The 16,365-nt window shown below is 48.8% G+C and carries 15 protein-coding genes and 1 pseudogene; 5 read left to right on the forward strand and 11 right to left on the reverse strand.

The window, feature by feature from the left end:
- Nucleotides 1–135 precede the first annotated feature (135 nt).
- Together EDM52_RS16330 and EDM52_RS16335 are read left to right on the forward strand one after the other, a co-directional pair.
- Nucleotides 136–1,395, forward strand: coding sequence for an ATP-binding protein (locus EDM52_RS16330; RefSeq protein WP_122910037.1), 1,260 nt, complete (start codon nucleotides 136–138; stop codon nucleotides 1,393–1,395).
- Between the two features lie 112 nt (nucleotides 1,396–1,507).
- Nucleotides 1,508–2,119, forward strand: coding sequence for a hypothetical protein (locus tag EDM52_RS16335; RefSeq protein ID WP_148038768.1), 612 nt, complete (start codon nucleotides 1,508–1,510; stop codon nucleotides 2,117–2,119).
- Here EDM52_RS16335 and EDM52_RS16340 read toward each other — a convergent pair.
- The gene (locus tag EDM52_RS16340; RefSeq protein WP_122910039.1) at nucleotides 2,100–2,981 is read right to left on the reverse strand and encodes a GNAT family N-acetyltransferase; all 882 of its coding nucleotides are present in this window, start codon (nucleotides 2,979–2,981) and stop codon (nucleotides 2,100–2,102) included. The genes EDM52_RS16335 and EDM52_RS16340 overlap by 20 nt on opposite strands.
- Nucleotides 2,982–3,150: 169 nt before the next feature.
- Here EDM52_RS16340 and EDM52_RS16345 point away from each other — a divergent pair, with 169 nt between their 5' ends.
- Nucleotides 3,151–4,032, forward strand: a complete 882-nt coding sequence (locus EDM52_RS16345) for a hypothetical protein (RefSeq protein WP_122910040.1) — start codon at nucleotides 3,151–3,153, stop codon at nucleotides 4,030–4,032.
- 78 nt (nucleotides 4,033–4,110) lie between these two features.
- On the opposite strand, the gene EDM52_RS16350 is transcribed toward EDM52_RS16345, so the two are convergent.
- From EDM52_RS16350 to EDM52_RS16385, 8 genes are all read right to left on the reverse strand, one after another.
- Nucleotides 4,111–5,682, reverse strand: coding sequence for a phytoene desaturase family protein (locus tag EDM52_RS16350; RefSeq protein WP_122910041.1), 1,572 nt, complete (start codon nucleotides 5,680–5,682; stop codon nucleotides 4,111–4,113).
- A gap of 34 nt (nucleotides 5,683–5,716) precedes the next feature.
- Complete coding sequence (locus EDM52_RS16355) at nucleotides 5,717–7,291, reverse strand: phytoene desaturase family protein (RefSeq protein ID WP_122910042.1); 1,575 nt, start codon at nucleotides 7,289–7,291, stop codon at nucleotides 5,717–5,719.
- A 117-nt stretch (nucleotides 7,292–7,408) separates the two neighbouring features.
- Nucleotides 7,409–8,047 carry a Crp/Fnr family transcriptional regulator gene (locus EDM52_RS16360; protein ID WP_122910043.1) on the reverse strand — a complete coding sequence of 213 codons (639 nt, stop codon included), beginning with the start codon at nucleotides 8,045–8,047 and terminating at the stop codon, nucleotides 7,409–7,411.
- Nucleotides 8,048–8,087: 40 nt separating this feature from the next.
- Nucleotides 8,088–8,369: a hypothetical protein gene (locus EDM52_RS16365; protein ID WP_122910044.1), complete on the reverse strand. Its 282-nt coding sequence runs from the start codon at nucleotides 8,367–8,369 to the stop codon at nucleotides 8,088–8,090.
- Between the two features lie 42 nt (nucleotides 8,370–8,411).
- Entirely contained in the window at nucleotides 8,412–8,588 is a 177-nt protein-coding gene (locus tag EDM52_RS16370; protein WP_183185148.1) for a riboflavin kinase, read from the reverse strand.
- 106 nt (nucleotides 8,589–8,694) lie between these two features.
- On the reverse strand, nucleotides 8,695–9,744 hold the full coding sequence (locus EDM52_RS16375; RefSeq protein ID WP_122910046.1) for an LLM class flavin-dependent oxidoreductase: 1,050 nt from the start codon (nucleotides 9,742–9,744) through the stop codon (nucleotides 8,695–8,697).
- Nucleotides 9,745–9,992: 248 nt separating this feature from the next.
- On the reverse strand, nucleotides 9,993–10,667 hold the full coding sequence (locus EDM52_RS16380) for an MBL fold metallo-hydrolase (RefSeq protein ID WP_122910047.1): 675 nt from the start codon (nucleotides 10,665–10,667) through the stop codon (nucleotides 9,993–9,995).
- Nucleotides 10,668–10,732: 65 nt separating this feature from the next.
- Nucleotides 10,733–11,392, reverse strand: coding sequence for a response regulator (locus tag EDM52_RS16385; RefSeq protein ID WP_183185150.1), 660 nt, complete (start codon nucleotides 11,390–11,392; stop codon nucleotides 10,733–10,735).
- Nucleotides 11,393–11,452: 60 nt separating this feature from the next.
- On the opposite strand from EDM52_RS16385, the gene EDM52_RS16390 reads away from it, so the two are divergent.
- Nucleotides 11,453–13,795, forward strand: coding sequence for an ATP-binding protein (locus EDM52_RS16390; protein ID WP_122910049.1), 2,343 nt, complete (start codon nucleotides 11,453–11,455; stop codon nucleotides 13,793–13,795).
- A 79-nt stretch (nucleotides 13,796–13,874) separates the two neighbouring features.
- On the opposite strand, the gene EDM52_RS16395 is transcribed toward EDM52_RS16390, so the two are convergent.
- A complete protein-coding gene (locus tag EDM52_RS16395) occupies nucleotides 13,875–14,375 on the reverse strand; it encodes a flavin reductase family protein (RefSeq protein ID WP_122910050.1) in 501 nt (166 codons plus the stop codon).
- An 80-nt stretch (nucleotides 14,376–14,455) separates the two neighbouring features.
- A complete protein-coding gene (locus EDM52_RS16400) occupies nucleotides 14,456–15,904 on the reverse strand; it encodes a purine-cytosine permease family protein (RefSeq protein WP_122910051.1) in 1,449 nt (482 codons plus the stop codon).
- Nucleotides 15,905–16,107: 203 nt separating this feature from the next.
- Between EDM52_RS16400 and EDM52_RS24955 the strand changes: the two are divergent.
- Nucleotides 16,108–16,365, forward strand: a pseudogene (locus EDM52_RS24955) (IS5/IS1182 family transposase); the annotation flags it as partial.

Genomic DNA, 16,365 nt, shown 5'->3' on the forward strand with positions numbered 1-16,365 from the left:
GATGTCAACTTGGTTTTTTAAAAATTTGAGTTGTCTTTCAAACTGTACATTGCGTTTGTAAAAAAAGGAATTAATGTGAGTTTTGTCGAACTTATGATGGCCAAATAGACTGAAAACCTCTGGTGGGGATGCGAATTGAGTCTTATCAAAGAAATTACTCTTCAGCTCTTTTTTGCTCTGATCCCTTTTGTTATGTACAACATTTATTACAGAGACAAGATGAGGAGCTACAGCTCGCTATTCATTCTGATTACCAGCTCGATCTCTTTGCTGCTGGCGATGACCTTTGCCTCCAGCGCCGTAGAGGGTTTAATTTTTGATATTCGTTACGTCATCATGTTTTTTGGACTTGTTTACGGAGGAATTCAGACAGGTCTGATTCTCCTTGTCGAATTCGTCATGTACCGTCTTTATCTGGGTGGTGACGGAAAATGGGTCGCCTTGTTGATCATAGTCGTTTCGTTTTCCCTCTCTCTGGTCTTTGCCAAAAAATATCGGACTTCTCAAAACAAAACTTCCATCATTCTAGTAGCCGGCATCGTCTTTTCAGCCCTTCCCATGCTGATGACCTACCTGTTCCTGCATTCCTTTTTTGTGCAAAACATCCCGTACCACGCGATTACCATTACGCTGAAGAATTGTATCGGCATCTGGCTGCTCATGACCTTGTTCAGCAAGGCTGTAGAAGATAAAGAAATGTTCATCCGTCATGCCCAAAACGAGAAAATTACCACGATCAGTCACGTAGCCGCCTCCCTCGTCCATGAGGTTCGCAATCCACTCACCGCGGTGAAAGGTTTTTTAAAGCTGATCAAGGAGGCTCCCGATGACCTGCCCAAGGTGGAGCAGTATATCACGATCTGTCTGGACGAGGTAAAACGCACCGAGGCTATCCTGTCCGACTACCTCTCGATCTCCAAACCACTGTCAGAGAGGCATGAACGGATCGATCTGTCCGCCCAAATCACTACCATCCATGACGTCATGTTCCCTTTTGCCACCATGAATAATGTGGAGCTGGAGGTTCAAGCTCCCCAGACACCCGTTCTGATCATGGCCAATCCCGATGAAATCAAACAGGTTCTGGTCAACTTTATCAAAAATGCTGTCGAAGCCTGCTCTCATTCCGCACAAGGGAAAGTAACCTTGCTTCTCAAAACCGAAGAGAGTCAGGCCATCCTGGAGATCAAGGACAACGGAATCGGCATGAGTGAAAAAGAAATGAGTCGCCTCGGCTCCATCTATTTTTCCACCAAGTCGAGCGGCACAAGACTTGGACTCACATACTCGTACAATGCGATACACGTCATGGGCGGGAAGGTAGCTGTAAACAGCATACCAAGAATCGGTACGACCTTTACGATTTCATTTCCGATGAAATTCGAATCTCCTTAATCGATGTCACACGCAACTTCTCTCCAGCATTTTCCGTATAGTGTAGAAAGGAAACTGCTGGGAGGTATCGCATTGATTGAAATGCGTGGTGGAAAAGATCTCAAGTATTCGAATGAGGTGCCAGTCTGGGCCCGATACGTTCATCACGTTCTTTTGGCCTTTTCAATACATTGACCAGCTCCATCATGAAAATCTGCAGGAAGCGTATGGACAGATCCCAAAAGTCTTCTATGACAGCAAGAGCCCGTATTTCCAAACTGGCTTTAAGACCTACGAACCGCTCCCCGAATGGAAAAGTACCGGGATGAAACAGGTGGAAGCCGGTCATCAGGCACGCAACGACGCTAGAATTTTCAAACCAGTCTTTTATGGTACCCTGTTCCTCAACTTCCTGATCGCCCTATTGTGGATGCCTCATTGGGCCATTGAAGATATCAACTTTCTGGAAGATTCCCCATCTGCGATGATCGGGCTGCTGAATATCTTCCTGCTCTTCTTCTCCAGGACCTACTGGCGTAAAAACCAGGCTTGGTACCGCCCACTCCTGGACATTACACTGCTGATTGCAGTCCAATTGAGCGGCATGGCTGCATCTACTCTTTTGTATCCGCCGATTCCTGAGACCTATTTTGAGGCGGTCATCATCGATGGATTCGTTCTCGGGTGTTTCCTTTTTGCCGTGTTTGTCGGCAGTCGCCTTGCTTTCAGATCTCCAGCGTCATAAATACCTGTTCCGCCATTTTCGTAAACGCCGCACGCTCCAAGGCTGATATGACGCGGTGATTGCTGACAGGCAGGTTGACCGTCAAGCGATGATAGCTGGCATTTTCCGCATCACAAGACGCATACACGCCTTCCAGCGCATACTGGATAATCTCGTCCGCATCCGTGCGCTCGGGGTGCGCCCCAGCATCGAACAGCAGCACAGTGGAAAGCTCCCCGTTGTCACCATAGATTCGACGATACAAGGCATAGCCAATCACCAGCTCCTGCTCATCACGAATCAGAAGTGCTTCCCTGTTTTCAATCGTATTCCACTGCACATCCCAGATTGGCTCATTCCAAAACGGCAGACGATAGACATCCTGCGGTATGCCATGCTCACCTCGGTATGGCAGATTTTCTTTCGTGGAGCGGGAATCCGGCCACTCTTGGCTCTCCAGAAAAATCGAATGCCCGACTACCTGAAAGCCCATACGTTCATACAGGGAGATGGCTTTGCTGTTTTCTTTGATCGCGACCAGAGCTGCCATATCTACCCCCTGCTCCCGATAGATCTGCAAGGTCTCCTCCATCAAGCGCTGCCCTACTCCTTGTCTTCGGTATTCAGGCGCTACCCCAGTTCCGCCGTTCCAGGCAATCCGTTTTCCCTTTCGATTCCAGATCCCGTTCAGAACAATCCCGATCGGCTCCTGGCCGTGAAAAGCGACCAAGGAATGTACCGGAGACAGCTCCTCCTTGCCGAGCTTGTGTGCAAGACTGTCTGCCGTTTTGGATTGGTCGAAAAAATAGCCTTCAAATCCTCGATTGTACCCCCGTACCGCTTCATCCAGTGTACATTGATTCAGTCTTTTCAACGTAATCATGCCTACTCCCCCTCTACATCTTTATTTTGTACATACAGTTTATAATATTTTTTAAATTGAGAAAATATATTTTATTGAGGTATAGAAAATATTCACAAAAGGAATAGAACGTGCCGATACTAATACAGGCATATCTGCACCAAGTCTCTCTCATCTGGAGGAAATCAAATTGAAAGCATCACGTACCGTTTCCTGTCTCTTGTTCATTGCGCTGTTCGTGTTCCTGACTGGCTTTTCACCTGAAGATCAAAAAATAAAAGCAACCTGGCTGTGGCAAACCACCATGATTGCCTCCGAGCCGGATCACATTCTCTCTTTTACTCAGGAGCAAGGCGTCAATCTGCTCTATCTAAAGATCGATATCACGCGAAAGCCTGCCTACTACCAGCCCTTTATCAAAAAGGCACATGCTGCAGGTGTAACCGTACATGCGTTGGGCGGCAATCCGAACTGGGGCCTGAAGGAAAACCGCTCCAAAATTCTGGATCTGGTCGATTGGGTGAACGCCTACAATCAACAAGTATCACCGGATGAAAAAGTCAAAGGCATCCATCTCGATATCGAACCGTACCTTTTGCCGGAATGGAAACAGGACCAGGCTTCTGTCATGCGCCAATGGATGGATAATGTTGAGGCGTATCTCGCACGGGCCAGTGCAGACCCGACTCTGGAAACCGGCTGCGACATCCCTTTCTGGCTGGACAAGAACCCGATCCCTGGTAATCCACAGCTGACGATCACCGAATGGCTCATTGCCAAACACGATCACGTAGCAGTGATGGCGTATCGCGACAAGGCAGAAGGCTCCAACAGCATCTCTGCATTGGTACCGCAGGAGCTGGGCTGGGCAGATGAGTTAGGCAAAAAGGTATTGATCGCAGTGGAAACGAAGCAAAGCAACGAAGGCGATTTCATCACGTTTTACGAAGAGGGCGCCACGTATATGAACGAGGAGCTGGCCAAGCTGCCCGGGTTGCTGGCACAGCATCCTTCGTTCGCAGGCGTTGCAATCCACTCTTACGAATACTGGAAGACCTTGAAGAAGGAATAAAAAAAGCGATCCCTTCGTCTCGAACAAAGACGTTGGGATCGCTTTTTTGTAAGTGATTTTTTACAGAGTCCGTACCGATCAGCCCTTCATCGCTTTAACTGCCAAATAGCCGGAGGTTCCACCAAGACCTGCCCCCGGATGCGTGGAGGCACCGATGTGATACAGGTTTTTGATCGGTGTCTCATGCCGTTTGTAGCCTGTTCCTGGTCTCCAGAACAGGAATTGATCTACGGACGACGAGCCGGAGTAAGGATCTCCGCCTACCAGATTGGGGTTGAAACGTTCCAATTCGACCGGGGATATCGCGACGCGCTTCAAAATCGATTCCTTGAAATGCGGGATATGCTGGCTGATTCGCTCCTCGATCCGATCCACATAAGCACGGACCACCTGATCGGTATAACCTCCCGCTGTATCGATCTGTCCTGCTGCATCCCCTGCCAGTTTGCGCGGCATCTCCTGCAATTGAATCCACAGCGTATGCTGTCCTTGCGGTGCACGGCTCGGATCATAGGAGGTGTGCTGACCCAGCACGATCGTTCCCTCTTTGGGCAGCAAGCCATTGGCGGCTTCCGTGACGGATTGGCTGACGCCATTCATTCCGCCAGTCAGGTGAATGATCGCAGCCCGCCTTAATTCTTCGTCTTTCCAGTCGAGCGGTCGATCCAATGCGTAGTGGATCTGCATATCAGCCCGCCCATACTGGTAATTTTGCGCGTCCTTGCGCACCTGTGCCGGCACCTGATCTGGTGTGAGCAGCTTGTCGTAGAGCTGCTGCGGCGTCACATTTGCCAGTACGAACTGAGCGTGATATTCGCTCTTGTCCAGAGTCCGAACCCCTTTGACCCGTCCGTTTTCTACCAGGATCTGTTCCACCTGTGCGTTGGTGAAAAACTCTCCGCCGTTGTCGGTGACGATTTTCATGATCGCCTTGACCAGCTCGCTTCCCCCGCCTTTTGGGATCGGCATACTCGCTGCTTCCAGTGTAAAGACGATCAGCTGAGCCATGATGCTGCCCGCTGCATCGTCCGGTCCGACTCCCGTATGAAGAATCCACGGCGCGATTAGCGCTTTGATCGCATCGTTTTGAAAATGCAGGTCCAGCCATTTTCGCGTAGGAGCAACCATGCTGCCCACGTGGTGGGTAAATTCCGTTACCCCTTTGCTGCGAAGGGATTTGAGCACAGACTGGATCGCGGCCCACGACATCGGCTCGTTGCCGAACAGCGTAAAGATCATTTCGGAATTGGCTTCAAAATATTTCATCGCTTCATGATAACGATCACCATCACCTGGCATGAGGCGGTTGAAATGCTCGATATTCTTCTGGCGATTGTTGTAGAGCACAGCGCTGCGCTGATCAGGCAGGATTACACCTGTTGGCACATCCGTATTCACGTACTCCAGCCCGTTTTTGTGAAGCTCGTCCTTTAGCTCTCCGTATGCAGGTCCGGTCACAAACAGAGGGTGCCACCCGGAGAACACATCATGCTTAAAGCCAGGCAGCGTGATCTCGTCGGTGCGAATGCAGCCGCCGATCCAGGAGCTTCTCTCCAGCACCGCTATCTTTTGACCTCTTTTCGCCAGCATCGCCGCTGCCGTCAGCGAGTTGATCCCGCTCCCAATTATCACTGAATCATATCGTTTCATCGATGAACCTCCCACGTATACGATTGCTGCCCAATCAAGCTTTCAATAATTGCTTTGCCAGCAGATAGCCGGAAGTTGCGTTCAAGCCTCCACCCGGCCAGGTCGATGCCCCGATGAGGAACAGCCCGTCCACCGGCGTTTTGTAGCGAGACCAGCCTGGCACGGGTCGAAACAAAAAGTTTTGATCCAGATGGTGGCTTCCCGATACACTGTCCCCGCCCACCAGATTTGGGTTGGCGACTTCCAGATCACGTGGGGAATAGACGGTGCGGCCGATGATCTGCTGAGTCACATTTGGCGCGTAGACCTCCAGCTTTTTCAGGACACGATCCGCATAGGCATCCTTCATCTGATCCCAGGTGCCGATCCCGATTTCATGCAAAGAATCACGCTGCGGCTTCGCCGGGAGAGCGCGCACCTGTACCCACAAGGTGTGTTTCCCTTCTGGCGCTCGCGATGGATCAAAGGCGCTTTGCTGCCCGACTACCAGCAGGGGACTGGCTGGCAGCTCTCCGTTCAAGGCATCCGAATACGTACGTGCTACGTCTTCCACGTACGGCCCGATATGCACATAGGCAAACTTGGCATAATCTTCACCCGCTTTCCAAGAGAGTGGGCCATCCAGCGCCAAATGAATCATCATCGTCCCGGGTCCATAGCGGAACTTTCGGTAACGCTCCACATATGCCGAAGGAAGGGTCTCCTGATCGAGCAGCTTTGTGATCAGCTGTGTCGGTGTAATGTTTCCAATCACGGCTTTTCTGGCATGAATCTTGTTTCCGTTCGCCAATTGTACGCCGACTGCCCGATTGTTTTGGACCAGCACTTTTTCTACCGGATGCTGGGTCAGCACTTGACCACCCCGCTTTTCCAAGGTCTTGACCATGCTTTGAATGAGGTTGCTGATGCCCCCCTTGGCAATCGCCATGCCATTCCGATGATCCAAAGGCGGTTCTACAAACGGAAATTGCGCACCGCCAGACACATCTGGCCCGAAGTCCAGGTGGAAAGCCCAAGGAATAAACAGCGATTGTACCTTTTCATTCTCAAACCAATACTCCGCAAATTGTCGCGGACTTTTCAGGATCATGCTGCCTAGCTCAACAGTCTTGGCATATCCGAGGGCCCTCCACATCCGGTAGAGCTGACGCGCAGCGGGCCAGGATGGCAGAGGCATTTGCAGCAGAGGCAGGAAATGTGGAGCTGTTTCATCAAAAAATTTTAACAGAGCCTTCCAGGAATCGGCGTCGTGGTTAGAATGACGCTGAAACTGCGCGATCGTTTTTTGTGCATCTGTGTACACGCCGATTCCATCCCCATCGGGAAACACACTGGCAAACGGCTGGTCACTCACAGCAATATCAAAACCGTTCTGATGAAATTCTGTCTTCATCTCCTGGTAGATCTGCGAACCGAGAAACAGGCCGATATTCGTCGCGTACAAATCATGCGTGAAGCCTGGTATTGTCACTTCCCCGCTTTTCGACGCTCCACCCGCTTGATCCGCCTGTTCCAACACGAGTACCTTGTGGCCAGCCTGTGCCAGCTTCAACGCACAAGCCAGCCCGTTATGACCTGAACCAACGACGATATAATCTGCGTCGTTCATAGCATCACCTCATCGACATTTGAAGCACTGCGCATATCTAAAAAGGTACGGGACCATAGAAGTTGAATCCGATTTAAAGCTTAGAAATAAAGGTATGATGACCAAAAATCCATTGGCTCAGATATACAACCTGCTTAACTTCTCGCGTTCTTTAATCACGATCATGCGATTTTGAATATCGATCAGATCGTTCTCTTTCCACTTTTTCAAGATCTTGTACACCGTAATGCGCGTCAATCCCGTACAGTTCGCAATGTCCTGCTGCGTCATCGAAATCCTGTCGGAGCGGTACGTCCTGCAAAACTTGGAGAGTGAATACGCGATATACTGCTCGGCTGTAAACGTTTTCAAAAGTATATCTTCACTTAATATTCTCATTTTTTGGACAATTGAATCGATAAAAAAGGAAAGGAAATCAGGACAGGCCTGCACCATCTCCCTGAACACTTCTCTCGAGAAATAATAGAGGACCGTGTTCTCGACAGCTACGGCCGTGGAGAAGTAAGCCAGCTGATCGATTGCTTGCTCCCCAAACAGCTTGCCTTCTCCGTGAATATCGAGTATTTTCCGGCTTCCTTCCGGCTTCACCGTCATGATTTTGACGAGTCCAGAGTGTAAGTAGTAAAAACCGTTTCCTACCTCACCTTGTGAATAAATAATCGCCTTCTGTTTCTTGAACTGTCTTTCTCCATATTTGAGGTAGGGCTGCCAGGATACACTCTGTTCCTGATGCTTGTGGTTCAGAATCATTGACATGAAGATGCCCCCCTAATTTTGAAAGAATGAAGGTATGCCATTATTTCTTGCACATGCTCGTAAACGCGTCCAGCTTCTCCACCAGACCCCCGTGACCGAACTTGAAGCTCGATTTTTTGTTCAGGTTGGCCTGACTGGTACCGATCGATTGCAAAAATGAGAGGATCATTTGGCGTCGGACAACAATATCCTTGTTTCCTTTTTGATAGAAGTAAGAATCAATGGTGTTGTAGATCCCCCGATTCACTCCGTACACGGTTTCGCATACCTTGCAGAACGAAAAGTCAGGCAAATGGATATTTTCCTCGACTGCATTCCGCATTTCAAATCCCCCATTCCTTCCTTTCTTTCGTAGTCGCTGAGCTCAGCTCTGCTCAATACGCTTTCTCGTCTCGTCCACATCCTGTTCCACGGAGAGGTTCGCTGTTGGAAAACCAATCTTTCGTCCGATTTGTTGACCATAGATAACGATTCCGGTAAAGGATACCACGATTTCGTGTGCGGGGATGTTAACTGCTTCACGATTTTGCCATATTTTCATCATGCTTCCCCCAAAAATTTTGGTAAAGAACATGGACAAAAAGAGGGTAATCCCTGAATTCAGAAATTACCCATTGAGGTTTGTTGCACTGCACGGGAGCCTGCGCTTATTTGAAGTTCGGCATAACCTGCTTGCTGATCAGCTCTTGCTGCTTGATCACTTTCCAATGATCCATTCCGCCGTAGTTGGTCAAGAAATCGATCTCCGTCAAGCCTTCTACCTCACGCTTCACGCGCTCAATTTTTTCACAGATTTCTTCTGGCGTACCAATCCAAACCACATCGCCCTCGGTGATTTGCTCGTAAGTCATGTCTGCCAATTTCTCCAGAATGCCTTTGGCGTAGAAGTTGAATCCGGCGTTGAGCATGCGGTCGCGGTTTGGCAAAGCGACGGTTGGCGCACTGTTTCCAGCGAGGAAGTTTTTGAAGTGCTTCTCGGATTCCTTGCGAATTTGCGCCGCGTCATCGTCCATGTAGACCGCATGCAGCCAGACAACCTGCGGCTCATTGCCATGCTTGTAGCAAGCGTCACGATAAATATTGAGCTGTTCCTTGAGATTTTCCAATGGTAGCAATGGCGGTACAAAAATTCCCCAGCCTTTGATACCGGCTTGTTCGTAAGTATGATTGCTGGTTCCACCTGTATAGTAGGGCATTTTCTTTTGCAATGGGCTTGGTACGATATCGACGTCTTTCGCTGTATAGTATTTGCCTTCGAAATTGACGCGACCTTCACTCAGTCCCTGCTCCAGAATCGCCAATGCTTCTTCAAATCTCGGTTTGGCTTCTTCGATCGGTACGATGCCCTCGTCCGGGAATACCCAAGCGTGGCCGCGCCCTACTCCGACCTCAATCCGGCCATTCGTCAAAATGTCTGCGACTGCAATTTCTCCTGCCATGCGCAGCGGGTTTACTTGTGGCAAAATGTGCAAGGCTGTACGGAAGCGAATATGCTGTGTCTGATGCGCCACAGCCGTATAGATAGCCAGGGGATTGGCAGAGATCGAGAACCTGGAGAAATGGTGGTGATCGATCAGCGAGTATACATCAAAACCCACCTGATCCGCATGAATAATCTGCTTGATCACTTCATCGTACAATTGCTTTTCGGTTTTGCCGTTTGACAGCTGCATTTCGGAATAAAGTCCAAATTTCACTAGTCAACTCTCCTTCGCACATTTTATAGTGAATATTTCATATATTCTGTTTCTTTTTCTACTATATTCGACAATTCCCCGAAATGTATATGTGTAGTCCCGTAACTTCGGGATTCCCCTGGCACGAAAAAAAGTAGCCTCCCTCCGAAGATTCTCTTTTCGCACGAAACAAAAAACCAGTCCCTCGTACAAGACATGCTTGTTTGAATGGACCGGTTTCACGGAGTCTGCTATTTCCTTTCACTCCATTACTGGATCGGGTTCTCTACGATTTCGTTGAGGCGTTCTTTGATACCTCCCGAACAAACTCCCCCGTGATAGGTAATCACATGATCGATGTCATAGTCTAGCAATTTGCCTACCGACAGCAGGGCAGTCTCTTTGTCCGGAGTAAATTTGGGATCAAAAGGCATGAGCACTCCATCTCGAGATGTGAGTGCATCGCCGGAGATCAAGGTCTTGCTGGGGCGATGATACAAAGAGATATGATCAGGAGAATGCCCCGGCGTATAGATGATCTCAATGCCTCCACAGTCAGGGAGAAGTTCTTTGTCCTGAAGCGTCTGATCGACTTTTACATAGGGTGCCAGCGCACCGCTTTTGATGAGCGGGGTTTCCCCTGCCAGGTACGGCACCGCGATTTCATGAGCCAGCACTTGGACTTTCCCGCCAAAAGCCGCAACCAGCTCAGGCAAGCTCCCGATGTGATCCCGATCCTGATGAGTAATGATGATTTTGGTTAAACGGTCAAACGAAATGCCTTCCTTCTCCACTGCCTCGCGGATCAGCTCCAATTGTCCCGGTATACCCGTATCCACCAGAATTACTTCGATCTCATCCCAGAGCAAAGCTGCGTGAACGACAAATGGTTGGTCTCCTACATTCATCTCTAACCGAAGTGCTCTCATACCGCTTGAAACCATGCTTCATCCTCCTATTATCTAGCCGATTCTATGAATCTATGCTCCTTCATCCACCCTGACTCTCGCTATGTATCTGTGTGCGCTGTACCGATTTTCCCGTACTTCTCGATCGCCTCTGCTCTTGATTTCACATCCAGTTTTTGATAAATATTGGTTAAATAATATTCAATAGAGCGTGTGGTCATGTACAGCTCTTTGGCGATCTGCTTGTTGGTAAAGCCTCGCCCCACTCTCGTTAAAATATAGCTTTCCTTTTCCGTGAGCGGCTGATCTTTTGTACTGGCCTTGCTCTTGGTCTTCTGAAAATCGATCTGACGAAAAAGGCTGAGAGGGATGACCGTTTCGCCGCCCTGGACAGCTTCAATCATGCGAATCACCTGCTCCGGTGTGGCTTCTTTGGTTAGAACGCCACTGATCCCGATGGCAATCAGCTTTTGCAGGATGGGGAGATAATTCATCCCCGTAAAAATAACGATGTGGGCATCAGGGTTGTGTTCTTTCATTCTTCTCGCTACTTCGATTCCTTCCATATCCGGAAGCATCAAATCCAGGAGAATGACATGCGGGCTGAATTGCTCGAACATTTCGACAGCCAATACTCCGCGGTCAGCGACCCCGACTACCTCATACTTCTCTACGCCTTCCAAAATAAATCTTGTCCCGAAGCTCACAGTAGGATGATCATCCACAATTAACACTTTACATCGGTTGGATGTACAGCTCATTTCATTCATCCTTTCTTTTTCGCACACTTGTTCATAAAAAATGCAAGGTGGTCATGATGCTTGAAGAACAGACAAAAGCAATCTGATGCCCTATCATCACAAGTCCAGGATAAAATGAGACAAACCTTACAAAACCTGCAAAACGTAGTCTTTACCTACACCAAGCGAGAAGATGGTGTTTTCATCTATACCTTGTACGAGGGCAAAATTGCGGAAGAGCTAGGCTTGACTACGGATACGATCTTTGGCAAAACGCTGCATCAGGTCTTCACAGCCGAGAAAGCGGACTATTTGACCCGGTTCTACACGGAAGCGTACAAAGGGATTACCGTTACCTATGAATTCGAGTATGCAGGAAAGATGTTTCACAATGTCCTCTCCCCGATCATCGAGCATGGAGAGGTTGTAGAAGTCGTAGGCTCTGCGATTGACATCTCCGACCGAAAAACAATGGAGCTTCAATTGGCAAAAGCCAGAGACCAGGCATTGCTGTCTTCCCGGCTGAAGTCCGAATTTTTATCGACGATGAGTCACGAGATCCGTACGCCCATGAATGGCATTATCGGGATGATCGATCTCCTTTTGCAATCGCCGCTGAACGACGAACAGCAAAGGTACGCCAACATCGTCAAGACATCGGCCCACTCTCTTCTGGCGATCATCAATGACATCCTGGATTTCTCCAAAATGGAAGCGGGCAAAATGCAGCTGGAAATCATCGATTTTGACCTTCTGGCATTGATGGAGGACACCGTAGAGCTGATGGCAGCCAAAGCATCTGGCAAACAACTCCCGCTCTATTTGTATGTGGACCCGTCCCTCCCATCGATTTGGCGGGGAGACAGCGGACGAATCCGTCAAGTACTGCTCAATCTGATTGGAAACGCGATCAAGTTCACCAATACAGGTGAAATCGCCATTCGCGTTACAGCCAAAACTGATCATGCCCAGATTCCAACGCTCTCCATTTCGGTGCGAGACACAGGAATCGGCATTCCTAAAGAAGATGCACATCGCCTGTTTCAGCCCTTTACCCAGATCAACGGCTCCGCTTCACGCCAATTCGCCGGTACAGGTCTAGGCTTGTCTATTTGCAAACACATCGCTCAATTGATGGATGGCGAGGTCTCTTTTGAGAGCGAGGTCAACAAGGGGTCTACATTTACTTTTACGATCCCGCTTGAAGTCGTGCAGGATCAGCAGGCTGAGTCCAGACAGATGTCTGCCCTCCCACCCAAGCTGCGAATTTTATGTATACTAAACAATCAAAGAGATTATGAGCATATCCGGGAGTATCTGTCCAGCTTGGGCGTACAGAGCCACTATGCCCAAAACGCAGAACTAGCCGCCAGCTTGTTTTTGCCGAGCAAACAGGTCCCTTACGATTGCCTGATCGTCGATTGTGAAGAGAATGATCTTCTTCCATTATACTCCGTGATTAATCATCCCATAAATTTGAAAATGATAAAGATTCATTCCTCCCTTCCTTTTGCGAAAGAGAGCAAGACTGCTTCTGTCCAACCGCTCCTCTTTGACAGCTATCTGTCCAGACCGATCAAACAATCCCAGCTGCTCTACCTGCTGAGTGACAAAAAGAGGCAGACACAACGGCTCCCGCATTTGCCAGGGGAAACGCAGCCAGGCAATGCCATGGCGAGCAAATCTGATTTTCAAATATTGCTTACGGAAGATAACGAAATCAATGCGGAAATCGTCACGCTCCAATTAAAACAGCTTGGCCTCCACCCCCATCTGGCTAAAAACGGTCTAGAAGCTCTCGGATACACAGCCAAACACCGTTACGACCTGATTTTTATGGACTGCCAGATGCCTGAAATGAACGGCTTTGAGACGACCCGACGAATTCGTCAAAGCGAGCTGAGCACGGGGCTACACGTCCCGATCATCGCCCTGACAGCCAATGCCATGCGTGAGGACCGCGACTTGTGCCTCGAAGCAGGGATGGATGATTACCTGAGCAAGCCTTTTACCTTCGAACAGCTTCAAGCGATACTGGAAAAATGGCTGCCTGGTGTGATTCCCACCAACCAGATTTTGTTTGATGACCAAAAAGTGATTCATCTGTTTCGCCGGGGTGCACATCCAGAAGGGCAGGAAAAATGGCATGCCTTTATCCAAACCTTTGAACGGCAAAATACGAAAGCCATGGCGCAGCTGAAAGAGGCCATTTTACAAAAGGACCAGCCTTTCTTTACCCGAATCCTTCATTCTACCAAATCAGGCTGCGCATTTATCGGAGCCATCAGTTTGGTTGAGCTCCTTGCTCAGATGGAGGAAATGGACTGCAATTCCAATCAAAGAGAGGCTCTCACCTATCTATCGGCAGTTCAGCGAGAGTTTTGGAGAGTCCATGAATATTTGCGGGGGCTTCAAACCTCATAATCCATAGGCAAGTGTGAAAGCCAGAATTCTGCTCGACGTAGAATTCTGGCTTTCGTGTATGGCATTCTGGGTAAAAAAACTAGGCAAACCAACTATCCGGGATGCTGCCGACCTTGCGTCTGAAGTACAGCAAGGGCTCTTTGTCTGTTTTTTCAATATGCACCACTTCGCCAATAAAGATCGTGTGATCCCCGGCTTCCACGACCTGGGCTGTCTTGCATTCCATCAACCCTAGCGACTCCGGCAGAACAGGCAGCCTTCTCTTGGACCAGCTCCACTCTACATCGTCAAACTTGTTGGGCTCTCTGCTCGCAAAGCGCCAGCAAACCTCGTTCTGATCCACTGCCAGAATGTGTACGGCGAACCTCCCTGCCTTCTTAAAAGCATGCAAGGATCCCGCCTTGGCGTCTACACAGAAGAGTACCAACAGAGGATCGATGGAGACGGATACAAAGGAGTTCGCCGTCAGACCAGCTGGATTCCCTTCTGCATCCTCTGTCGTAATAATGGTAACTCCCGTTGGATAGCTACCCATGATCGCCTTGAACGTATCGACGTTCTTGTTCACATGTGTTTGCATTCGTGTTCCTCCCCTTCTCCTATCCGTTGCTTCTTTTCTCTCTTTTGATTATGCGGGAACGGCGATTTGCTTTTCGTTACTCATTTCATGTTTAAGGAACGCAAATTTGGTCCATCCACCGCATACTTGGGCTTGAATACATACAAACGAAGGATCGGATAGACGACACCGGATACGACCAGTGATGTAAAGAACTCAATCGGCACGACGGTATTCAGGACGTAGTGTGCCAGGATTACCCCAATGATTGTAGACAGGACGCCTGACCAGTTGATTTCCTCTGCTCCGAATTTGGCTGTATCCTGCTGCCCCAGCTTTGGACGAACGATGAAATAGTCTGCGATCATAATACCGGCAAAGCAGGTTGTAATCACACCCAGAATCGTGATCCAGGCGTTGACCAACGCAAGGATTTGCCCGTAAAGCATGATCAGACCAATGACGTTCCCCATCACGACGAAGACGAAGCGTCCGGGCTTCCAGTTCAAACTGGCGAAAAGATTGGACAAGGCGAGCGAGCCGCTGTACGTATTGAGCACCTGTGCCTTGAATTGCGCCAACACCATTAATATAAATCCAATGATTCCACCGAAAATGATAAAGGCTGCTGCGATACTGTCAGGGCTTTGCAAGGCTGTCTGTGCCGCTGTCGCCGCATCCATGCCCTGCACCTTCATATAGTATTCCGTAATCGTCGGCATCCCGGCAAACATCACCAGTCCGCCAATGGTCAGCATGCAAATATCCATTGCGATGTTCCCCAGGAATGCTGCGATCCCGATATCCCGCGACCTTTTCGCATAGCGCCCAAAGTCTGCATCGACCAGCGCCAAAGCTCCCGCAGACCCGATCAGTACGTTAATCCCGAAGATCAGCTTGTCCGTATCGCTCGTCACGCCCATCGAAGCGAGAACCTCAGGTGGGAATTGTGCTCCGAATGAGAGGACAGAGCTCCAGGACTGACCCGATGCCGCGATAATGTCAAAGAGCATGTACAGCAGCACGGCGAAAAACGCGATCAAAGAATAGGATGATACCTTCGCTACCAATTTGAAACCGAATGTGGTAATAACAATCCATAATATCGTTAAGATTCCGTAAATCACGATCTTTGCTGTCAGCGTGTCCTCGATGGCAAAGAAAAATAGAAAGCCCTTGTACAACAACGCATTCTCAATGGCTAAAAAACCTAGAATCATGAAGCCATAGATCGCGGAAGCAATAATCGAGCCTTTGATTCCGAAGCCGTATATGCGCGACATGACCGTACTTGAAAGGCCTGATTTAAAGGCGATGTGCCCAACAGCCCAACCCAGCGCTCCTCCTACGACCGTCACGATCAGCCCTGCGATGATCCCGATTTTAATCCCTGCAACAAACGTGACCAGTGCCCCGAAAAACAGCTGAATGAGTGTGGTCGCAATCCCCGCTGTATTCCAGGAGAGACTCAGCCAGCCTTGACGCTCTGACTCCGGCACGCTCTCCAGCGCATGGTCTTCAATGACAGACTGCATATCTTTTTCGCTCATACTCGTAACCACCCTTAAAGGAATAAAATAAATGAAGAATAAAAAGATCCAACATTAAAAATATTCTGTATATAAATGAATCAATTTCATAAATTAGAGCCCTACGGGCTCAAGGTTTTTTGAGCATAGAAAAAGGAGTACCTCCCCAAATCTCTAATAAGTTAAGTACGACCAAAACTTATGAGAACTGGAGGTGACTCCCAATGTCCATTATAAGACAAGGAAGCCTGTTTGATATACAAGAATTATTCGATTTAGAACCTCCCAAACGATTTGGAGCGATTTTTTCCACCCTTGACATCGATCCGATTCTTTGTGTTATCTCCAAAAAGTCGATCTATGGAGCTCCTACTGAGTTGAATTATGTTGCTATGCTGTATTCTTTGGTCGCTCGAATCGTAGAACGGATTCCAACCGTGAAAGATTTACGGAAACGGCTTAAACATGACTTTATCTTTCGA

It is taken from the genome of Brevibacillus invocatus (assembly GCF_003710915.1).
Classification (GTDB): Bacteria; Bacillota; Bacilli; order Brevibacillales; family Brevibacillaceae; genus Brevibacillus; species Brevibacillus invocatus.